The sequence below is a fragment of the Pseudomonas sp. FW300-N2A2 genome (assembly GCF_017351735.1).
Classification (GTDB): Bacteria; Pseudomonadota; Gammaproteobacteria; order Pseudomonadales; family Pseudomonadaceae; genus Aquipseudomonas; species Aquipseudomonas migulae.
In genome coordinates, this window is sequence record NZ_JACNDU010000004.1 from 23932 (window position 1) to 43611 (window position 19680).

General features: G+C 60.1%; 20 protein-coding genes and 1 pseudogene. 13 read left to right on the top strand and 8 right to left on the bottom strand.

The features are described from left to right. Positions 1-96: 96 nt before the first annotated feature. Positions 97-1590: an aldehyde dehydrogenase gene (locus tag J4E42_RS07795; RefSeq protein ID WP_008038003.1), complete on the bottom strand. Its 1494-nt coding sequence runs from the start codon at positions 1588-1590 to the stop codon at positions 97-99. Between the two features lie 249 nt (positions 1591-1839). Between J4E42_RS07795 and J4E42_RS07800 the strand changes: the two genes are divergently transcribed. Continuing rightward, positions 1840-2202: a cupin domain-containing protein gene (locus J4E42_RS07800; protein ID WP_008030568.1), complete on the top strand. Its 363-nt coding sequence runs from the start codon at positions 1840-1842 to the stop codon at positions 2200-2202. Between the two features lie 196 nt (positions 2203-2398). On the opposite strand, the gene rpmG is transcribed toward J4E42_RS07800, so the two are convergent. Next, positions 2399-2554 carry a 50S ribosomal protein L33 gene (rpmG, locus tag J4E42_RS07805; protein WP_007894709.1) on the bottom strand — a complete coding sequence of 52 codons (156 nt, stop codon included), beginning with the start codon at positions 2552-2554 and terminating at the stop codon, positions 2399-2401. Positions 2555-2565: 11 nt separating this feature from the next. Then, positions 2566-2799, bottom strand: a complete 234-nt coding sequence (gene rpmB, locus J4E42_RS07810) for a 50S ribosomal protein L28 (RefSeq protein WP_003176907.1) — start codon at positions 2797-2799, stop codon at positions 2566-2568. Positions 2800-3245: 446 nt separating this feature from the next. On the opposite strand from rpmB, the gene J4E42_RS07815 reads away from it, so the two are divergent. Further along, a complete protein-coding gene (locus J4E42_RS07815) occupies positions 3246-4832 on the top strand; it encodes an ABC transporter substrate-binding protein (RefSeq protein ID WP_008038017.1) in 1587 nt (528 codons plus the stop codon). Positions 4833-4961: 129 nt separating this feature from the next. Here J4E42_RS07815 and radC read toward each other — a convergent pair whose 3' ends face one another. Then, entirely contained in the window at positions 4962-5636 is a 675-nt protein-coding gene (gene radC / locus J4E42_RS07820) for a DNA repair protein RadC (protein ID WP_008038019.1), read from the bottom strand. A 135-nt stretch (positions 5637-5771) separates the two neighbouring features. Between radC and coaBC the strand changes: the two genes are divergently transcribed. The 4 genes and pseudogenes from coaBC (at position 5772) to argB (ending at position 10024) form a co-directional block, all read left to right on the top strand. Further along, positions 5772-6980 carry a bifunctional phosphopantothenoylcysteine decarboxylase/phosphopantothenate--cysteine ligase CoaBC gene (coaBC, locus tag J4E42_RS07825; RefSeq protein WP_008030577.1) on the top strand — a complete coding sequence of 403 codons (1209 nt, stop codon included), beginning with the start codon at positions 5772-5774 and terminating at the stop codon, positions 6978-6980. Between the two features lie 5 nt (positions 6981-6985). Then, on the top strand, positions 6986-7441 hold the full coding sequence (dut, locus tag J4E42_RS07830; RefSeq protein ID WP_008030580.1) for a dUTP diphosphatase: 456 nt from the start codon (positions 6986-6988) through the stop codon (positions 7439-7441). Between the two features lie 283 nt (positions 7442-7724). Beyond that, positions 7725-9101 (top strand): annotated as a pseudogene (locus tag J4E42_RS07835) (phosphomannomutase/phosphoglucomutase); the annotation flags it as partial. A gap of 17 nt (positions 9102-9118) precedes the next feature. After that, the gene (gene argB / locus J4E42_RS07840) at positions 9119-10024 is read left to right on the top strand and encodes an acetylglutamate kinase (RefSeq protein WP_008030582.1); all 906 of its coding nucleotides are present in this window, start codon (positions 9119-9121) and stop codon (positions 10022-10024) included. 212 nt (positions 10025-10236) lie between these two features. Here the strand turns inward: argB and pyrE are convergent, their stop codons facing one another. Continuing rightward, positions 10237-10881, bottom strand: a complete 645-nt coding sequence (pyrE, locus tag J4E42_RS07845; protein ID WP_008038033.1) for an orotate phosphoribosyltransferase — start codon at positions 10879-10881, stop codon at positions 10237-10239. Positions 10882-10963: 82 nt separating this feature from the next. Between pyrE and J4E42_RS07850 the strand changes: the two genes are divergently transcribed. Further along, complete coding sequence (locus tag J4E42_RS07850) at positions 10964-11743, top strand: exodeoxyribonuclease III (protein WP_008030595.1); 780 nt, start codon at positions 10964-10966, stop codon at positions 11741-11743. Between the two features lie 168 nt (positions 11744-11911). Here J4E42_RS07850 and J4E42_RS07855 read toward each other — a convergent pair whose 3' ends face one another. Beyond that, positions 11912-12280 carry a DUF4870 domain-containing protein gene (locus J4E42_RS07855; protein WP_008038052.1) on the bottom strand — a complete coding sequence of 123 codons (369 nt, stop codon included), beginning with the start codon at positions 12278-12280 and terminating at the stop codon, positions 11912-11914. A gap of 29 nt (positions 12281-12309) precedes the next feature. Beyond that, positions 12310-13032 carry a ribonuclease PH gene (gene rph / locus J4E42_RS07860; RefSeq protein ID WP_008030600.1) on the bottom strand — a complete coding sequence of 241 codons (723 nt, stop codon included), beginning with the start codon at positions 13030-13032 and terminating at the stop codon, positions 12310-12312. A gap of 281 nt (positions 13033-13313) precedes the next feature. Between rph and J4E42_RS07865 the strand changes: the two genes are divergently transcribed. The 6 genes from J4E42_RS07865 (at position 13314) to J4E42_RS07890 (ending at position 18606) form a co-directional block, all read left to right on the top strand. Then, positions 13314-14177, top strand: a complete 864-nt coding sequence (locus J4E42_RS07865; RefSeq protein WP_008030602.1) for a YicC/YloC family endoribonuclease — start codon at positions 13314-13316, stop codon at positions 14175-14177. A 12-nt stretch (positions 14178-14189) separates the two neighbouring features. Then, positions 14190-14810, top strand: coding sequence for a guanylate kinase (gene gmk / locus J4E42_RS07870; protein ID WP_192420542.1), 621 nt, complete (start codon positions 14190-14192; stop codon positions 14808-14810). A 167-nt stretch (positions 14811-14977) separates the two neighbouring features. Next, complete coding sequence (rpoZ, locus tag J4E42_RS07875; protein ID WP_008030604.1) at positions 14978-15241, top strand: DNA-directed RNA polymerase subunit omega; 264 nt, start codon at positions 14978-14980, stop codon at positions 15239-15241. A gap of 57 nt (positions 15242-15298) precedes the next feature. After that, complete coding sequence (gene spoT / locus J4E42_RS07880) at positions 15299-17404, top strand: bifunctional GTP diphosphokinase/guanosine-3',5'-bis pyrophosphate 3'-pyrophosphohydrolase (RefSeq protein WP_008038056.1); 2106 nt, start codon at positions 15299-15301, stop codon at positions 17402-17404. A 25-nt stretch (positions 17405-17429) separates the two neighbouring features. Further along, the gene (locus J4E42_RS07885; RefSeq protein WP_003229509.1) at positions 17430-17810 is read left to right on the top strand and encodes a RidA family protein; all 381 of its coding nucleotides are present in this window, start codon (positions 17430-17432) and stop codon (positions 17808-17810) included. Positions 17811-17865: 55 nt separating this feature from the next. Continuing rightward, positions 17866-18606 (top strand): hypothetical protein, encoded by a 741-nt coding sequence (locus tag J4E42_RS07890; protein ID WP_207284952.1) that lies wholly within the window; start codon positions 17866-17868, stop codon positions 18604-18606. A gap of 138 nt (positions 18607-18744) precedes the next feature. Here the strand turns inward: J4E42_RS07890 and J4E42_RS07895 are convergent, their stop codons facing one another. Continuing rightward, positions 18745-19602, bottom strand: coding sequence for an SDR family oxidoreductase (locus tag J4E42_RS07895; RefSeq protein ID WP_207284953.1), 858 nt, complete (start codon positions 19600-19602; stop codon positions 18745-18747). Positions 19603-19680: the final 78 nt, after the last annotated feature.

Consider the following 19680-nt stretch of genomic DNA (forward strand, 5'->3'; position numbering starts at 1 on the left):
TCGTCGACTGTTACACCGCAATCGCGAGCAGGCTCGCTCCCACAGGGGATTCGCGTCCTGAGGGGGAACCTGTTTTAGACAGGCTCCCCTACTGGCTTACAACTTGATCCAGGTCGCCTTCAGCTCGGTGTACTTGTCGAACGCGTGCAGCGATTTGTCACGGCCGTTGCCCGACTGCTTGAAGCCACCAAACGGTGCGGTCATGTCGCCGCCGTCGTACTGGTTGACCCACACGCTACCGGCACGCAAGGCCCGGGCGGTCAGGTGAGCCTTCGAGATGTCCTTGGTCCACACCGCAGCGGCCAGGCCGTAAGGCGTGTCGTTGGCAATCGCGACGGCTTCTTCGGCGGTATCGAAAGCGATGACCGACAGCACCGGGCCAAAGATTTCTTCCTGGGCGATTTTCATCGCGTTGCTGACGCCGTCGAAAATCGTCGGCTCAACGTAGGTGCCGCCGGTTTCCTGCAGCGTGCGCTTGCCGCCAGCAACCAGTTTGGCGCCGTCGGTGTGGCCGGATTCGATGTAGGACAGCACGGTGTTCATCTGCTGGGTGTCCACCAGCGCGCCGACGTTGGTCGCCGGGTCCAGCGGGTTGCCCGGCTTCCAGGCTTTCAAGGCCTCGATTACCAGCGGCAGGAATTGGTCCTTGATCGAACGCTCGACCAGCAGACGCGAACCGGCGGTGCAAACTTCGCCCTGGTTGAAGGCGATGGCGCCCGCAGCCGCTTCGGCAGCTTCCTGCAGGTTCGGGGCATCGGCGAATACGATGTTCGGGCTCTTGCCGCCAGCTTCGAGCCAGACGCGCTTCATGTTCGATTCGCCCGAGTAGATCAGCAGTTGCTTGGCGATCTTGGTCGAACCGGTGAACACCAGCGTGTCGACATCGTTGTGCAGGGCCAAGGCCTTGCCGACCGTGTGACCGTAGCCCGGCAGCACGTTCAGCACGCCTTTCGGGATGCCGGCTTCAACGGCCAGCGCAGCAATGCGGATGGCGGTCAGCGGTGATTTTTCGGATGGCTTGAGGATCACCGAGTTACCGGTGGACAGCGCCGGGCCGAGTTTCCAGCAGGCCATCATCAGCGGGAAGTTCCACGGCACGATGGCGCCGACAACGCCGACCGGCTCGCGAGTGACAAGACCCAACTGATCGTGCGGGGTTGCGGCGACCTCGTCGTAGATCTTGTCGATAGCCTCACCGCTCCAGCTCAGGGCTTGCGCCGCACCGGGAACGTCGATGTACAGCGAATCGCTGATTGGCTTGCCCATATCGAGGGTTTCAAGCAGGGCCAGCTCTTCGGCGTGCTGTTTCAGCAGGCCGGCGAAACGGATCATGGTGGCTTTGCGTTTGGTCGGGGCCAAACGCGACCAGGCGCCGGAATTGAACGTGGCGCGAGCGTTTTCAACAGCGCGCTGGGCGTCGGCGGCGTCACAGCTGGCAATCTTGCCCAGCAGACGGCCATCGACCGGGCTGATGCACTCGAAGGTCTCGCTGGAGACGGCATCAGTGTATTCGCCATTGATGTAGGCACGGCCTTCGATCTTCAGATCGCGAGCCCGTTGTTCCCAATCGGCACGAGTCAGGGTGGTCATTCGAGTGTCCTCCTCTTATTGAATACGAGCGCCCCGCGTTCTTCGCGGACGTCCCCAGGAATTCTGCCCAGCCAGCCTGCAATTCGGCCGAAGGCAACCGTCACCCTAAACCAGTGGCCGGGGTTGTTTCAATATATTTGACATAAGGTCGGTAAACGGCCTTGCGGTGTTCATTTTAATAAACATAGACTTTGGGCTTTCCGACCATCTTTCCAGCCACTCGCGCCGCAATCACGGGGGATAACAATAATGAGCATCCAGAATATCGTCGATTTTAGCCAAGCCACTACCGAGCCCGAGCGCTACAGGCCGGACCCGGCGAAAATCTTGAAGGGCGACCCCGAGCAAGTGGTTTACAACCACTACAACAGCCCTTGCGGCCAGTTGAATGCCGGTGTGTGGGAAGGCGCCGTCGGTCAGTGGACGGTGAACTTCACCGAGCACGAATACTGCGAAATCGTTCAGGGTGTTTCAGTGCTGCGTGACCTCGACGGCAATGCCAAGACACTGCGCGTGGGTGATCGCTTCGTGATCCCGGCGGGCTTTCGTGGCACCTGGGAAGTGCTGGAGCCATGCCGCAAGATTTATGTGGCGTTTGAACAGAAGGCCTGAAGATTTGCGTTGTTCGGGCCGGCCCCTTCGCGGGCAAGCCTCGCTCCTACAGGGCGGACGCAATCCACTGTAGGAGCGAGCGGTGCGACGATTCGACTTGCCCGCGAAGGCGCCCTGGCAGACAACACAAACCTCAGGCAACAAAAAAGGCCCGTATCTCGCGATACGGGCCTTTTTCGTAAGAGGGAAAAATCAATTACTTGATTTTGCCTTCTTTGTAGATCACGTGCTTGCGAACAACCGGATCAAATTTCTTGATCTCGATTTTGTCCGGAGTAGTGCGCTTGTTCTTGTCGGTAGTGTAGAAGTGACCAGTACCGGCGCTCGAAATCAAACGAATCAATTCACGCATGATTAGCTCCCTTAGATCTTGCCAGCGGCGCGGATTTCGGCCAGCACGACAGTGATGCCACGCTTGTCGATGATACGCATGCCTTTGGCAGATACGCGCAGACGCACGAAACGTTTCTCTTCTTCAACCCAGAAGCGGTGATGCTGCAGGTTCGGCAGGAAACGACGACGGGTTTTGTTGTTTGCGTGGGAAATGTTATTCCCAGTCACCGGACCCTTACCGGTAACTTGACATACTCTCGACATGCCTCAGCCCTCTAAAACCACATGCCCAACCCGGCATGGGTTGGCCGCTTAATCTCTCAGTCATTTGGCGCCAGGCGCCGCGTTTCTTTAGAGGTCTTACCGGCTACACCTACAGTGAAGGAACCGGGCCCCTAGAAAAGAGCGCTGCTTTATACCAGAAAGACTGAGGTGCAACAACATTCCGTGCGCACAGACTTGATAAAAACCCCATTTTTCAGGCTGCGAGCGCCTTGGGTAAAGGCTATCGTCGATAAAGACCGCTCGTCGCAGAAAATCGGCCAACCGGCCAATCCAGGGGTTTTCTCGGCCGGCACTCACCGAAAACGATCGCACATAGTCCCCTTAAAATGAAAAAGGGGATAGTCATTTACAAAAGAGCCCTCTAGGGTAAGCCTTTTCCAGACTGCACTTGCAGATGGGCCTTCGATCTGTAAAGGAATCCGACCATGCGCCTCGCTGCCCTACCGCTGTTGCTCGCCCCGCTTCTACTGAGCCCGCTGGCCCACGCCGCCGCCCTGAGTGTCTGCACCGAGGCCAGCCCGGAAGGGTTCGACGTGGTGCAATACAACTCGCTGACCACCACCAACGCCTCGGCCGACGTGCTGATGAACCGTTTGGTGGACTTCGATACCGCCAGCGGCAAAGTGGTCGCAGGCCTCGCGGACAGCTGGGAAGTCAGCCCGGATGGCCTGACCTACGTGTTCAAGTTGCACCCGCAGGTGAAATTCCACCGCACCGAATATTTCAGCCCGACCCGCGAACTGACCGCCGAAGACGTGAAATTCAGCTTCGAGCGCATGCTCGACCCGGCCAACCCTTGGCACAAAGTGGCGCAGAGCGGCTTCCCGCACGCGCAGTCGATGCAATTGCCGGCACTGATCAAGAAAATCGACGCGCTGGACCCGCTGACCGTGCGCTTCACCCTCGATCATCCGGAATCGACGTTCCTGCCGACCCTGAGCATGGGCTTCGCCTCGATCTACTCCGCCGAATACGCCGACCAGTTGCTGAAAGCCGGCACCCCGGAGAAGCTCAACAGCCAACCGATCGGCAGCGGCCCGTTCGTGTTCACGCGTTTTCAGAAGGACGCCACGATCCGCTACAAAGCCAACCCGGATTACTTCCGTGGCAAGCCTTCGGTGGACCCCTTGATCTTCGCCATCACCCCGGACGCCAACGTGCGATTGCAGAAACTGCGTCGTAACGAGTGCCAGATCGCCCTCTCGCCGAAACCGCTGGACGTACAAGCCGCGCTGAAAGAGCCGACACTGAAAGTCGAAAAGACTGATGCGTTCATGACCGCGTTCGTTGCCATCAACAGCCAGCATCCGCCACTGGACAAGCCTGAAGTGCGCCAGGCGATCAACCTCGCGTTCGACAAGGCCAACTACGTCAAAGCCGTGTTCGAAGACACCGCCGAAGCCGCCAACGGCCCGTATCCGCCAAATACCTGGAGCTACGCCAAAGGCTTGCCGGGCTACGCGCATGACGTTGAAAAAGCCAAGGCATTGATGGCCAAGGCCGGCCTGAAAGACGGTTTCCAGACGACGATCTGGACCCGCCCGTCCGGAAGCCTGCTGAACCCCAATCCAAGCCTCGGCGCGCAACTGCTCCAGTCGGACCTGGCGGAAATCGGCATTCAGGCCGAGATACGCGTGATCGAATGGGGCGAAGTGATCCGCCGCGCCAAGGCCGGCGAACACGACCTGCTGTTCATGGGCTGGGCTGGCGACAACGGCGACCCGGATAACTTCCTGACGCCGCAGTTCTCCTGCGCGGCGGTCAAGTCCGGCACCAACTTCGCCCGTTACTGCAACCAGGACCTGGACAAGCTGATCAGTGCCGGCAAGACCACCTCCGAGCAAGGTGTACGCACCAAGCTCTATGAACAGGCTCAGGCGCAGATCCAGCAGCAGGCGCTGTGGCTACCGCTGGCCCACCCGACGGCCTTCGCGCTGATGCGCAAGGAAGTAGACGGGTACTCGGTCAGCCCCTTCGGCCGCCAGGACTACTCCAAGGTCAACCTCAAATAACAGCCACACGCAAAACCTTGTAGGAGCCAGCTTGCTGGCGATGGCGTCAGCACATTCAACACCCAAGCTGAATTTACTGGCCTCATCGCCAGCAAGCTGGCTCCTACAGGGTTCGCGCTTTGCCCTGCATCACATCCACCCATACTCGGCCATCGACAGCGGATCACCGTCGCCGATGATGAAATGGTCAAGTATCCGTACATCGATCAAGTCCAGCGCCTCTTGCAGGCGCTTGGTCAGCTTTCGGTCGGCATGACTAGGGTCGGGATTGCCTGAGGGATGGTTGTGGCAAAGGATCAAAGCTGCGGCGTTGTGAGCCAAAGCACGCTTGACCACTTGACGCGGATAAACGCTGGTGCAGTCGATAGAGCCGCGAAACAGTGATTCAAACGCCAGTACTCGATGTTTCGAATCGAGGAACAGACAACCAAATACTTCATGAGGCTCATGTCGCAGCATCGACTTGAGGTAATCACGCACCATCAGCGGATTCTCCAACACGGAGCTGTGGCGCAAGCGCTCAGCCAGATGCCGACGGGCCATTTCCAACACTGCCTGCAACTGCGCAAACTTTGCCGGCCCGAGCCCCAACTGTCCGCTGAATGCCTTTAGATCGGCCTCCAGCAAGGCGCGCAGGCTGCCAAATTGACTCAACAAATGTCGCGCCAGATCCACTGCGCTTTTACCCGACACGCCAGTCCGTAAAAAAATCGCCAACAGCTCAGCGTCCGAAAGGCTCGCCGAACCCAACTCCAGTAACCTCTCCCGCGGCCGCTCGGCCACCGGCCAATCGCGAATACTCATAGCACCTCCCTGTCTGTGGGCGCCGCTGTTCCGTAGCGGTCGCTGTGATATCGTAGCCCATCTTTTTTGTGGGCGATTTCACTCCTGGGGAGGGGGTATCGCTACGCAGTCATCAACGAAATGAAAGGCAGACCTATGCAGCGGCTGTATCGGAAACGCATCGTTCTGGGCGTCGGCGGCGGTATTGCTGCCTACAAGAGCGCCGATCTGGTTCGCCGCCTGATCGATCAGGGCGCCGAAGTGCGCGTGGTCATGACCCGTGGCGGTGCCGAGTTCATCACTCCGCTGACCATGCAGGCCCTGTCCGGGCACCCGGTCCACCTGGACCTGCTGGACCCGGCGGCCGAAGCGGCGATGGGCCACATCGAACTCGCCAAGTGGGCCGACATGGTGCTGATCGCTCCGGCGACCGCGGACCTGATCGCCCGTCTGGCCCAAGGCATCGCCGACGACCTGCTGACCACGCTGGTGCTGGCCACCGACGCCGTGGTCGCCGTCGCCCCGGCGATGAACCAGGCCATGTGGCGCGACCCGGCGACCCAGGCCAACCTGCAAACCCTCGAAAGCCGCAGCATCAAGGCCTTCGGCCCGGCCTCGGGCAGCCAGGCCTGTGGTGACGTTGGTCTGGGCCGCATGCTCGAAGCCGTCGAACTCGCCCAATGCGCGGCGGACTGCTTCCAGCGTCAGGCGCTGACCGGTAAACACGTACTGATCACCGCCGGCCCGACCCAGGAAAACATCGACCCGGTGCGCTACATCACCAACCACAGCTCTGGGAAAATGGGCTTTGCCCTGGCCGAAGCCGCCGTTGAAGCAGGCGCCCGCGTGACCCTGATCACCGGCCCGGTGCACCTGCCGACGCCGGATCGCGTTACCCGCATCGACGTGGTCAGCGCCCGCGACATGCTCGCCGCTTGCGAAGCCGCGATCCCTTGCGACCTGTTCATCGCCTCGGCAGCAGTCGCGGACTACCGCCCCGAAGTCGTCGCCCCACAGAAACTCAAGAAAGACCCTACGAACGGCGACGGCTTGCTACTACAAATGGTCCGCAACCCAGACATTCTGGCCACCATCGCCACGCGCCCCGACCGCCCATTCAGTGTCGGTTTCGCCGCTGAAACCGAACACCTGCTCGATTACGCTGCGCGCAAGTTGAAAGACAAGAACCTCGATTTGATCGTCGCCAACGACGTCGCCAACCCGAGCATTGGCTTCAACAGCGAAGAAAACGCCTGCAGCGTGATCGACCGTGAGCTCCACGCCACACTTTTCGCCCAGACCAGCAAGAGCAAGATTGCTCGCCAGCTGATCACTTTTATCGCCGAACGTCTGAACCAGGTTTAATTTACATGCACGCTTTGCAAGCCAAGATCCTCGACCCACGCATCGGTACTGAATTCCCGCTGCCGCAATACGCCACCCCAGGCTCCGCCGGCCTCGACCTGCGCGCCATGCTGGAAAAAGACATCGTGATCAAACCGGGTGAAACCGTGCTGATCCCGACCGGCCTGTCCGTCTACATTGGCGATCCTGGCCTGGCGGCGCTGATTCTGCCGCGCTCCGGCCTGGGCCATAAGCACGGCATCGTGCTGGGCAACCTGGTCGGCCTGATTGACTCCGATTACCAGGGTCCGTTGATGGTTTCGTGCTGGAACCGCGGCCAGACCGATTTCAACATGGTGGTTGGCGAGCGTTTGGCCCAGCTGGTTCTGGTGCCGGTGGTTCAAGCGCACTTCGAGATGGTCGAAGAGTTCGTTGAAACCGAGCGCGGTGCGGGCGGTTTCGGGCATTCCGGCAAGCATTGATTTCTGGTTTTCAGGCTGGGCGCCCTGCCCGGCCTGAAGGGTGCTCTGCATTTTCAGAATGAAAATTGCATAGCCGTCATCTGGAAGGTTTAACACTGGAAAACAAGGCATTGGCTGGCCAAATCCTGGTTGGCGTTGGTGGCATGGCCTTTTCGCACCACGAACTCTCTGCGAAAAACGCCGTCATACCCTTCAGTTCGAGCCCGCCGAAGCGTTCTTCGCGCGCAGGTCCAGCCACTTTCGAGATGGAGCATTCCCACAGATGAGCAACCCAGCCCAAGTCGCACCCAAGTTCCCCGACAGCATTTTCCGCGCGTACGACATTCGCGGCACCGTCCCGGAATTCTTGAACGCTGAAACCGCTTACTGGCTCGGTCGCGCCATTGGCGCCCAAAGCCTGGCCCAGGACGAACCGAACGTCTCCGTTGGCCGCGACGGTCGCCTGTCTGGCCCGGAACTGGTCGAGCAGCTGATCAAAGGCCTGGCCGAGGCCGGTTGCCACGTCAGCGACGTCGGCCTGGTGCCAACCCCGGCGCTGTACTACGCCGCCAACGTATTGGCCGGCAAATCGGGCGTGATGCTGACCGGCAGCCACAACCCGTCGAACTACAACGGCTTCAAGATCGTCATCGCTGGTGACACCTTGGCCAACGAACAGATCCAGGCCCTGCACGACCGCCTCAAGACCAACAACCTGAGCAGCGGCAAGGGCAGCATCACCAAGGTCGAGATCCTCGATCGCTACAACACCGAAATCGTCCAGGACATCAAACTGTCCCGCCGCCTCAAAGTCGTGGTCGACTGTGGCAACGGCGCGGCCGGCGTGATCGCTCCGCAATTGATCGAAGCGCTGAACTGCGAAGTCATCCCGCTGTTCTGCGAAGTCGACGGCAACTTCCCGAACCACCACCCGGATCCGGGCAAGCCTGAAAACCTTGTCGACCTGATCGCCAAGGTCAAGGAAACCAACGCCGACATCGGCCTGGCCTTCGACGGCGACGGCGACCGCGTTGGCGTAGTGACCAACACCGGCAGCATCGTCTACCCGGACCGCCTGCTGATGCTGTTCGCCCGCGACGTGGTGGCGCGCAATCCGGACGCGGAAATCATCTTCGACGTCAAATGCACCCGCCGCCTGACGCCGCTGATCAAGGAATACGGCGGTCGCCCGCTAATGTGGAAGACCGGTCATTCGTTGATCAAAAAGAAAATGAAACAAACCGGCGCCCTGTTGGCCGGCGAAATGAGTGGGCACATTTTCTTCAAGGAACGCTGGTTCGGTTTCGACGATGGCATTTACAGCGCCGCACGGCTGCTGGAAATCCTCAGCAAGGAAAAATCCACCGCGGAAGAGCTGTTTGCGACCTTCCCGAATGATATTTCTACGCCGGAAATCAATATCCATGTGACCGAAGAGAGCAAATTCAGCATCATTGATGCATTGCACGACGCGAAGTGGGGCGAAGGCGCCGACCTGACCACCATCGACGGCGTGCGAGTCGACTATGCCAAAGGCTGGGGCCTGGTGCGCGCCTCCAACACCACACCGGTGCTGGTGCTGCGCTTCGAGGCCGATGACGAGGCTGAATTGCAACGCATCAAGGACGTTTTCAAAGTCCAGTTGAAGCGTGTTGCACCTGATCTCCAACTACCGTTCTGATTCACCCGGAGCCCTGAATGACCCTCGAACGCGAAGCCGCCGCCAACACCGCCAAGGTCCTGTCCGAAGCGCTGCCTTACATCCGCCGCTATGTCGGCAAGACGCTGGTGATCAAATACGGCGGCAACGCGATGGAAAGCGAGGAGCTGAAAACCGGCTTCGCCCGCGACATCGTGCTGATGAAAGCCGTCGGGATTAACCCGGTGGTGGTTCACGGCGGCGGCCCGCAAATCGGCGATCTGCTCAAGCGACTGTCGATCGAGAGCCACTTTGTCGATGGCATGCGCGTCACCGACGCGGCAACCATGGACGTGGTGGAAATGGTCCTGGGTGGCCAGGTCAACAAAGACATCGTCAACCTGATCAACCGTCATGGCGGCAGCGCCATCGGCCTGACCGGCAAAGACGCCGAGCTGATTCGTGCGAAGAAGCTGACCGTCACCCGCCAGACGCCGGAGATGACCCAACCGGAAATCATCGACATCGGCCACGTCGGTGAAGTGGTCGGCATCAATACCGATCTGCTGAACCTGCTGGTCAAAGGCGACTTCATCCCGGTGATCGCGCCAATCGGCGTCGGTGCCAACGGCGAGTCGTACAACATCAACGCCGACCTCGTGGCCGGCAAGGTGGCCGAAGCGCTGAAAGCCGAGAAGTTGATGCTGCTGACCAACATCGCCGGGTTGATGGACAAGTCGGGCCAGGTCCTGACCGGCCTGAGCACTCAGCAGGTCGACGACCTGATTGCCGACGGCACGATCTACGGCGGCATGCTGCCGAAGATCCGTTGCGCGCTGGAAGCGGTTCAGGGTGGCGTGGGCAGCTCGCTGATCATTGATGGTCGCGTGCCGAACGCGATCTTGCTGGAAATCTTCACCGATACCGGCGTGGGTACTTTGATCAGCAATCGCAAGCGTCACTAAGCGATAGCGCATACAAAAAGACCCCGCTCAGCCTGGCTGAGCGGGGTCTTTTTTTGTGCGGACGTGCGCCTGATAAATCGCGGCGCCGCCATCGCCGGCAAGCCGGCTCCTACAAAATCGATGAGATCCCTGTAGGAGCTGGCTTGCCAGCGATGGCGGCGTGCCTGGCACACCGCGTTGCATTGATCGCCAGCAAGCCGGCTCCTACAGGGTCAGACGCCGAATTGGGCGCGGTAAGCTTCTACGGCTGGCAGGTGCTGCTTGAGCTGCGGATCGTCGGCGAGGAATTCCAGCACCTGATTCAGCGAAACAATGCTGATCACCGGAATGCCGAAATCACGCTCCACTTCCTGGATCGCCGACAGCTCGCCATTGCCACGCTCTTGACGGTTCAGGGCGATGAGCACGCCTGCCGCCTTGGCGCCGTCCTGGGAAGCGATGATCTGCATCACTTCGCGGATCGCGGTGCCAGCGGTGATCACGTCGTCGATGATCAGCACATCGCCGGTCAACGGCGCGCCGACCAGGCTGCCGCCTTCGCCATGGGCCTTGGCCTCTTTGCGGTTGAAGCACCATGGCAAATCACGGTCGTGATGTTCAGCCAGGGCCACTGCTGTGGTCGCCGCCAAAGGGATGCCTTTGTAGGCAGGGCCAAACAGTACGTCGAAGGGAATGCCGCTCTCGACGATGGCCGCCGCGTAGAAACGACCCAGCTGCGCCAGGGCCGAACCCGAGTTGAACAGGCCGGCATTGAAGAAGTATGGACTGGTACGCCCGGACTTCAGGGTGAACTCACCGAAGCGCAAAACGCCGCGATCGATGGCAAAACGAATGAAATCGCGCTGATACGCTTGCATGAAAAAAACCCCAAATACCACGGATTTAGCTAATTAGGTTGACGCCGTGTATCATACACGCACGCGATTTTTGGGGCCATTTATGCGGATCATCAGTGTGAACGTCAATGGTATTCAGGCTGCAGTGGAGCGAGGTTTGCTCAGTTGGCTGCAAGCACAGAATGCCGACGTCATCTGCCTGCAGGACACCCGCGCCTCCGCCTTTGAACTGGACGATCCAGCCTTCCAACTGGATGGCTACTTCCTTTATGCCTGCGAAGCCGAAGTTCCCGCCCAGGGTGGCGTGGCTTTGTATTCGCGGTTGCAGCCGAAGGCAGTCATCAGCGGTCTCGGTTTCGAGACGGCCGACCGCTACGGGCGCTACCTGCAAGCCGATTTCGACAAGGTCAGCATCGCGACCTTGCTGCTCCCTTCGGGGCAGAACGGCGATGAAGACTTGAACCAGAAGTTCAAGCTAATGGACGACTTCGCCCGTTATCTGGATAAACAGCGACGCAAACGTCGCGAGTACATTTACTGTGGCTCGCTGTACGTGGCGCAACAGAAGCTGGATATCAAGAACTGGCGCGACAGCCAGCAATCCCCGGGTTTCCTGGCACCTGAGCGTGCCTGGATGGACGAGATTGTCGGCAACATGGGTTATGTCGATGCCCTGCGCGAAGTCAGCCGTGAAGGTGATCAGTACAGCTGGTGGCCGGACAATGAGCAGGCTGAGATGCTCAACCTGGGCTGGCGCTTCGATTACCAGATACTGACGCCGGGCCTGCGCCGCTTTGTACGTAGCGCTCGCTTGCCACGTCAGCCACGGTTTTCGCAGCATGCACCGCTGATCGTGGACTACGACTGGACGCTGACCATCTAGACGTCGTTACACAGACACAAAAAAGCCGACAGCAGTGTCGGCTTTTTTGTGGACGCCTCATTCTTGTAGGAGCGAGGCTTGCCCGCGAAAGCGATTTAACAGCCGACATTTATGCCGGATGTGACGGCCTCTTCGCGGGCAAGCCTCGCTCCTACAGGGCTGTGTCGCCTATTTGATCAACCGCCAAGTGAACGGATACCGATACGGCACCCCTTCATTGGCCTTCACGCCAGCAATGATCGTCAACACCAACGCACCGATCGCCAGCAACCCGAACAGGAAGAACCCGATGATCAACACCATCAACAGGAAGCAGATGGCCGAAGCGATGGCGACGGTGATCTGAAAGTTCAGCGCCTCCTTGCCCTGCGCATCGACAAACGGGTCCATCTCGCGCTTCATCTGCCAGAGAATCAGCGGGCCGATCAGCGTGCCGAACGGAATCCAGATCCCCAGCAAGGCGGACAGGTGACAAAACATCGCCCATTGCCGAACTTCTTTGCTCGGGACGGGAAGCAGCTCTTGCTCGTCACTCATGTTGTCCTCCTTGTCTGGGATGGTTCCGGTCAGTCAGCCAGTGCAGCCTTTTGCAGTTCGAAGATTTCGGTCATGCCTTTCTTCGCCAGTTCAAGCATAGCGGTCAACTCTTCAGGCTGGAACGGCGCGCCTTCGGCAGTGCCCTGAACTTCGATGAAGCCGCCAGTGCTGGTCATCACCACGTTCAGGTCGGTCTCGGCAGCCGAGTCTTCCAGGTAGTCGAGGTCGAGCACAGGCTCGCCCTGGTACATACCCACCGAAACAGCGGCGATCATTTGCTTGAGCGGGTCGCCGCCTTTCAGGCCGCCGCGCTTCTTGATCACTTTCAAGGCATCGACCAGCGCAACCATCGCACCGGTGATGGACGCGGTGCGAGTGCCGCCGTCAGCCTGGATCACGTCGCAGTCGACGTACAGGGTGACGTCGCCCAGCTTGGACATGTCCAGCGAGGCGCGCAGCGAACGACCGATCAGACGCTGGATTTCCAGGGTGCGGCCGCCTTGCTTGCCGCGGCTCGCTTCACGCTGGTTACGCTCGCCGGTGGCGCGCGGCAGCATGCCGTATTCGGCGGTCAACCAGCCTTGGCCCTGACCCTTGAGGAAACGCGGCACGCCGTTTTCGACGCTGACGGTGCAGATGACTTTGGTATCACCGAACTCGACCAGTACGGATCCCTCGGCGTGTTTGGTGTAGTTGCGGGTAATGCGGATCGAGCGGAGCTGATCGGCAGCGCGACCACTTGGACGTTTCATAGGGAATACCTGTACGGGGGACGGAAAACTGCCGAGCATTATAGAGCCGCGCGCCAATACTGGGCACTTCTAAAAAATCCGCCCGACGATTGAAGGCTCTGGCTTGAGCTTGGAACAGCGCTTTACCGACGGCCTGCAGCCCTTTGTCACACCGTGTGTTTGGGCGCATCCGCCCCACTGCGCTACAATCCTGCGCCTTTGCTGCCTGTCGGCTTTAATTCACAGATAGCGGGTCCGCGAAACCTTTGGTAACGCATCGACCTGCATTGCGAGGTACCTCCATGGTGCACAGCATGACCGCCTTCGCCCGCGTCGAGAAAGCCGGCGTCCAAGGCACCCTGAGCTGGGAACTGCGCTCGGTCAACAGCCGCTACCTGGAACCGCACTTGCGTCTGCCGGAGTCGTTTCGCGATCTCGAAGGCGCGGTCCGCGAAGCGCTGCGCCAAGGCATCTCCCGAGGCAAACTCGAATGCACCCTGCGCTTCACCGAAGAGAACACCGATAAACCCCTGCAAGTGGATCGCGAGCGCGCCGCGCAATTGGTTGCGGCCGCCGAGACCATCGCCGGCCTGATCAAGAACCCGGCCGCGCTGAACCCGCTGGAAGTCCTGGCCTGGCCCGGCGTGCTGGTGGGCGATGCCACCGACCCGCAAGCCCTGAATGCCGAAGCGCTGGCGCTGTTCAACGAAGGCCTGAAGGAACTCAAGGCTGGCCGCGAGCGCGAAGGCGCGGAGCTGGCACGGCTGATCAACGATCGCCTGACGTCCATTGAAGAAGACGTGGTGACCCTGCGCGAGCTGGTCCCGCAGATGCTCGCCACCCAGCGCCAGAAAGTCCTCGACCGCTTCGCCGACATGAAGGCCGAAATGGACCCGCAGCGTCTGGAGCAGGAAATGGTCATGCTCGCTCAGAAGAGCGACGTCGCCGAAGAACTGGATCGCCTGAGCACTCATATCATCGAAGTTCGCCGGGTACTCAAGTCCGGCGGCGCTGCCGGCCGGCGCCTCGACTTCCTGATGCAGGAGCTCAACCGCGAAGCCAACACACTGGGCTCCAAAGCCTTCGACCCGCGCAGCACTCAGGCGGCGGTCAACCTCAAGGTGTTGATCGAGCAGATGCGCGAACAAGTGCAGAATATTGAGTAAGGCAAACCCGACATGACCCACAGCACCGGCACCCTGTACATCATTTCCGCCCCTTCGGGCGCGGGCAAGAGCAGCCTGGTCAAGGCCCTGACCGACGCTGATGCGGAGATCCGCGTCTCGGTCTCCCACACCACTCGCGCCATGCGCCCCGGTGAAGTGGACGGCGTGAACTATCACTTCGTCGAACGCGGCGAGTTCGTGAAGATGATCGAGCACGGCGATTTCCTCGAACGCGCCGAAGTATTCGGCAACCTCTACGGCACTTCGCAAAGCCACCTGCAGCAGACCCTGGACGAAGGCCACGACCTGATTCTGGAAATCGACTGGCAAGGCGCCGAGCAAGTGCGCAAGTTGATGCCCCAGGCCCGTTCGATCTTCATTCTGCCGCCGTCCCTGCAGGCCTTGCACCAGCGCCTGACCAATCGCGGCCAGGACAGCGACGAGATCATTGACGGCCGCATGCGTGAAGCCGTCAGCGAGATGAGCCACTACGTTGACTACGACTACCTGATCATCAACGACGATTTCGCCCATGCCCTGCGCGATTTGCAGGCGATTTTCCGTGCCAATCAGCTGCATCAGAAGCGTCAGCAGCAGCGCAACGGCAAACTTTTGGCTGAATTGCTCGGCTAAACAGCTCTTCCCAAAACCGCTGCAAGGGCTTTACATTGGCACTTGCAGCGCGTTGAAGGGCTTGGTCAAAAAATCAGCGCTTCCCTAATCGCTGGTGATTTTTTAAACTGTTGAGTCCGCTCGCCCAACCGGGCAGCGCGCATATTGCATTCGCTCCGAGGAATACCATGGCCCGCGTAACCGTTGAAGACTGCCTAGAACACGTGGAAAACCGCTTTGAGCTGGTCATGCTCTCTACCAAGCGTGCCCGTCAACTGGCCACCGGTGGCAAAGAGCCGCTGGTTCAGTGGGAAAACGACAAGCCTACCGTTGTAGCGCTGCGTGAAATCGCTGAAGGCCTGATGAGCTACGAGTTCATTGCCGAGCAAGAAATCGTCCAGGATGAACCGCTGTTCGCAGCGTTCGAGGACGAGTCCAACGAGGCCGTCTAAGCCTATGCCTGGTCGACGTAGCACGGCGCGGGGTCACAGCGAACGGCAGGAGTCATCATGCCGAGCATAGACGCCCTCGCCGATCGCTTATCGACCTACCTCGGCAAGGACCAGGTCAACCTGGTCCGCCGAGCGTACTTCTACGCCGAACAAGCCCACGACGGCCAACGCCGCCGCAGTGGCGAGGCGTACGTCACGCATCCTCTTGCGGTGGCGAATATTCTTGCCGACATGCACATGGACCATCAGAGCTTGATGGCTGCGATGCTGCATGACGTGATCGAAGACACCGGTATTGCCAAGGAAGCGCTGCAAGCGCAGTTCGGCGAAACCGTGGCCGAACTGGTCGATGGCGTCAGCAAGCTGACCCAGATGAACTTCGAGACCAAGGCCGAAGCCCAGGCCGAAAACTTCCAGAAAATGGCCATGGCCATGGCGCGCGACATTCGCGTGATCCTGGTCAAACTCGCCGACCGCCTGCACAACATGCGCACGCTGGAAGTCCTGTCCGGTGAGAAACGCCGGCGGATCGCCAAGGAAACCCTGGAAATCTATGCGCCCATCGCCAACCGGCTGGGCATGCACGCCATCCGCATAGAGTTCGAAGACCTCGGCTTCAAGGCCATGCACCCGATGCGTTCCGCGCGGATCAACCAGGCGGTCAAACGCGCCCGGGGCAACCGCAAGGAAATCGTCAACAAGATCGAAGAATCCCTCGGCCACTGCCTGGCCATCGATGGCATTCAGGGCGAAGTCAGCGGTCGCCAGAAACACCTCTACGGCATCTACAAGAAAATGCGCGGCAAGCGTCGGGCCTTCAACGAGATCATGGACGTCTATGCGTTCCGGATCATCGTCGACAAGGTCGATACCTGCTACCGCGTGCTGGGTGCTGTACACAATTTGTACAAACCGCTGCCGGGGCGCTTCAAGGATTACATCGCGATCCCCAAGGCGAACGGCTACCAGTCGCTGCACACCACGTTGTTCGGCATGCACGGTGTTCCGATCGAGATCCAGATCCGCACCCGTGAAATGGAAGAGATGGCCAACAACGGCATCGCCGCCCATTGGCTGTACAAATCCAGCGGCGACGAGCAGCCCAAAGGCACTCACGCCCGCGCCCGCCAGTGGGTCAAAGGCGTGCTGGAAATGCAGCAACGCGCCGGCAACTCGCTGGAATTCATCGAAAGCGTGAAGATCGACCTGTTCCCGGACGAGGTCTACGTGTTCACGCCCAAAGGCCGGATCATGGAGCTGCCCAAAGGCTCCACGGCGGTCGACTTCGCTTACGCGGTGCACACCGACGTCGGCAACAGCTGCATTGCCTGTCGGATCAATCGTCGTCTCGCGCCGTTGTCCGAACCGCTGCAAAGCGGCTCCACGGTCGAGATCGTCAGTGCTCCCGGCGCACGGCCGAACCCGGCGTGGCTCAATTTCGTGGTCACCGGCAAGGCGCGGACCCATATCCGCCACGCGCTGAAACTGCAACGCCGCTCCGAATCCATCAGCCTCGGCGAACGCCTGCTGAACAAGGTCCTCAACGGTTTCGACAGCGCCCTGGACAAAGTCCCGGCCGAGCGCGTCAAGGCCATGCTCACCGAGTACCGCCTCGAACTGATCGAAGACCTGCTCGAAGACATCGGCCTGGGCAATCGCATGGCTTACGTCGTTGCCCGTCGCCTGCTCGGCGAAGGCGAACAGCTGCCAAGCGCGGAAGGCCCGCTGGCGATTCGCGGCACCGAAGGCTTGGTGCTCAGCTACGCCAAGTGCTGCACGCCGATCCCGGGCGACCCGATTGTCGGTCACCTGTCGGCGGGCAAAGGCATGGTTGTGCACCTGGACAACTGCCGCAACATCAGCGAAATACGCCACAACCCGGAAAAATGCATCCAGCTCTCGTGGGCCAAGGATGTCACCGGCGAATTCAACGTCGAGCTGCGCGTCGAGCTGGAACACCAGCGCGGCTTGATCGCACTGTTGGCCAGCAGCGTCAACGCGGCCGACGGCAATATCGAAAAAATCAGCATGGACGAACGCGATGGTCGCATCAGCGTGGTCCAACTGGTGGTCAGCGTGCACGACCGCGTGCATCTGGCCCGCGTGATCAAGAAACTGCGCGCACTGACCGGGGTGATCCGCATCACCCGCATGCGCGCCTAAGCCAACCTATTACAAGGAGTCATTCATGACCAAGACTGTTATCACCAGCGATAAGGCCCCGGCCGCCATCGGCACTTACTCCCAGGCGATCAAGGCTGGCAACACCGTTTACATGTCGGGTCAGATTCCTCTGGACCCAAAAACCATGGAACTGGTTGAAGGCTTCGAAGCCCAGACCGTCCAGGTGTTCGAGAACCTGAAAGCCGTGGCCGAAGCCGCTGGCGGTTCGTTCAAGGACATCGTCAAACTGAACATCTTCCTCACCGACCTGAGCCACTTCGCCAAGGTCAACGAGATCATGGGCAAGTACTTTGACCAGCCATACCCAGCCCGCGCCGCCATCGGCGTAGCCGCCCTGCCAAAGGGTTCGCAGGTTGAAATGGATGCCATTCTGGTCATCGAGTAATGCGTTCGGCGCAGCCCGAAAGGCTGCGTCGCTTCTGTTTTGAAAGGATTCCACCATGCGCCAAGCGCTAGCTGTCTCGCTGGTCGCCCTACTCTTGGGCGGATGTGCCAGCAACCCTGCCGACCGCGACATCAGCGGCACCTGGATCAATCAGGTGGCGATCGATGCTGCGTCCAAAGGCGGCCCCCTGCGCGAAGCGCTCCAGGCCTATGGTCCGAACCTGGAATGGGACGTCAACACCAAGGCCGGTCAGGCCCGCTACACCAACGGTTTTGAGAACGTCGAAGGCAAGCTGCTGGGCGAAGCGTCCGGCGCCTGGAAAGTCGACTTCTACGGCAGTTCCGCCAGCGAGCTGAAGCGTGACGGCAAGCAACTGGCCCAAGTCGCCAGCGACAACGAACCCGCACAGGTCTTCGACCGCGCACTGATCCCGGTGCCGGATGGCGCACCGATGGGTGCCAGCTTCGAACGCGCGCTGTATTCCGCCTACATGGGCGGCAACTGGAAAGTCGTCAGCGGTCCTGGCGAAGGCAGCTCCGTGCAGTTCCAGGCCGACGGCCAGGTAACCGGTTTGCCGGGTGCGGATCGCTACGCGCTGTGCCTGGCGGGCGATTGCGCATCGATGAGCGGCGGCAACGACAACATGTGGTTGCAACTCAAGGGCCAGGGCAACACCTGGATCTTTGCGCGCAAGGGCAAGGAACTGGAGATCCTCCAGGCTGTGAACACCGCGCAGGCAGACGAAATGCCGCAGTTCACGCCGGGTGATCGCAAGTGGTTGCTGGAAAAGCAGTAACCCGGCTCTAAAGCCAACGCAAAACCATGTAGGAGCCGGCTTGCCGGCGATGAGGCCATAACATCCAACATCTCTGTTGGCTGGTACACCGCCATCGCCAGCAAGCCGGCTCCTACAGTTGTATGTGGGGCCTGGAAATCAGCAGCGGCCTTCGAGGATAGCGGCGTACCCTTCGCGATAGCTCGGGTACTTCGGCACCCAACCCAAGGCCTTCACCCGCGCATTGCTGCACTGCTTGCTGCCAGTACGCCGCACGCTCGCATCGTCAGCCCATTCGGTCACACCCAGATATTCACGCAACCAATCCACCACTTCGGCCAGCGGTGCAGGCGCATCATCGACGCCGATATAAACGTCATCCAACGCCACACCGCGCCGATCCGCCTCAAGTAGAAACGCCATCAACCCGGCCGCGTCATCCACGTGAATCCGATTGCCATACAACGGCGGATCAATCGCCACGCGATATCCGCGACGAACCTGCGTCAGCAGCCATTCGCGGCCCGGGCCGTAGATGCCGGTCAAACGCACGATGCTTGCCGGAATGCCACTATTGAGTGCCACTTGTTCCGCCTCCAGCATCAGTCGACCTGAATAGCCGGCAGCGATGGTCGGCGACGTTTCGTCGACCCACTCGCCGTCCTGCTGGCCGTAAACGCTGCTACTGGAAACGAACAGCAGGCGATTGGGCACCTGCCCGTAGTCGTCCAGCCACTCGAGCACATGCTGCAAGCCCTCGACATAAGCGGCGCGGTAACCGGCTTCATCGTGATCGGTGGCTGCCGCGCAATACACCAGGTAGTCCACCGCACCGACCGGCCAGGTTTGCGGGCAATCCTTGTTGAACAAGTCACCGGCAACGCCAATCACCCCCTCGGGCAGGCGCGAGACGTCACGGCGCAGGCCATGAACTTCCCACCCCGCAGCCAACAATTGTGTAGCCAGACGACTGCCGACATCACCGCAGCCGGCGATCAAAACAGAGGGCGCGGACATCAAAAAACTCCTATCGGAAAGCCACAGACTAGCGCCGGCAATGGACGAGCGGCTAGCAATGAAGGAAAAAAAGATACT

What these genes read in the sequence shown, in the direction of transcription:
- J4E42_RS07795 (WP_008038003.1), bottom strand. Translation starts at nt 1,590, where the DNA reads ATGACCACCCTGACTCGTGCCGATTGGGAACAACGGGCTCGCGATCTG.
- J4E42_RS07800 (WP_008030568.1), top strand. Translation starts at nt 1,840, where the DNA reads ATGAGCATCCAGAATATCGTCGATTTTAGCCAAGCCACTACCGAGCCC.
- rpmG (WP_007894709.1), bottom strand. Translation starts at nt 2,554, where the DNA reads ATGCGTGAATTGATTCGTTTGATTTCGAGCGCCGGTACTGGTCACTTC.
- rpmB (WP_003176907.1), bottom strand. Translation starts at nt 2,799, where the DNA reads ATGTCGAGAGTATGTCAAGTTACCGGTAAGGGTCCGGTGACTGGGAAT.
- J4E42_RS07815 (WP_008038017.1), top strand. Translation starts at nt 3,246, where the DNA reads ATGCGCCTCGCTGCCCTACCGCTGTTGCTCGCCCCGCTTCTACTGAGC.
- radC (WP_008038019.1), bottom strand. Translation starts at nt 5,636, where the DNA reads ATGAGTATTCGCGATTGGCCGGTGGCCGAGCGGCCGCGGGAGAGGTTA.
- coaBC (WP_008030577.1), top strand. Translation starts at nt 5,772, where the DNA reads ATGCAGCGGCTGTATCGGAAACGCATCGTTCTGGGCGTCGGCGGCGGT.
- dut (WP_008030580.1), top strand. Translation starts at nt 6,986, where the DNA reads ATGCACGCTTTGCAAGCCAAGATCCTCGACCCACGCATCGGTACTGAA.
- argB (WP_008030582.1), top strand. Translation starts at nt 9,119, where the DNA reads ATGACCCTCGAACGCGAAGCCGCCGCCAACACCGCCAAGGTCCTGTCC.
- pyrE (WP_008038033.1), bottom strand. Translation starts at nt 10,881, where the DNA reads ATGCAAGCGTATCAGCGCGATTTCATTCGTTTTGCCATCGATCGCGGC.
- J4E42_RS07850 (WP_008030595.1), top strand. Translation starts at nt 10,964, where the DNA reads ATGCGGATCATCAGTGTGAACGTCAATGGTATTCAGGCTGCAGTGGAG.
- J4E42_RS07855 (WP_008038052.1), bottom strand. Translation starts at nt 12,280, where the DNA reads ATGAGTGACGAGCAAGAGCTGCTTCCCGTCCCGAGCAAAGAAGTTCGG.
- rph (WP_008030600.1), bottom strand. Translation starts at nt 13,032, where the DNA reads ATGAAACGTCCAAGTGGTCGCGCTGCCGATCAGCTCCGCTCGATCCGC.
- J4E42_RS07865 (WP_008030602.1), top strand. Translation starts at nt 13,314, where the DNA reads ATGGTGCACAGCATGACCGCCTTCGCCCGCGTCGAGAAAGCCGGCGTC.
- gmk (WP_192420542.1), top strand. Translation starts at nt 14,190, where the DNA reads ATGACCCACAGCACCGGCACCCTGTACATCATTTCCGCCCCTTCGGGC.
- rpoZ (WP_008030604.1), top strand. Translation starts at nt 14,978, where the DNA reads ATGGCCCGCGTAACCGTTGAAGACTGCCTAGAACACGTGGAAAACCGC.
- spoT (WP_008038056.1), top strand. Translation starts at nt 15,299, where the DNA reads ATGCCGAGCATAGACGCCCTCGCCGATCGCTTATCGACCTACCTCGGC.
- J4E42_RS07885 (WP_003229509.1), top strand. Translation starts at nt 17,430, where the DNA reads ATGACCAAGACTGTTATCACCAGCGATAAGGCCCCGGCCGCCATCGGC.
- J4E42_RS07890 (WP_207284952.1), top strand. Translation starts at nt 17,866, where the DNA reads ATGCGCCAAGCGCTAGCTGTCTCGCTGGTCGCCCTACTCTTGGGCGGA.
- J4E42_RS07895 (WP_207284953.1), bottom strand. Translation starts at nt 19,602, where the DNA reads ATGTCCGCGCCCTCTGTTTTGATCGCCGGCTGCGGTGATGTCGGCAGT.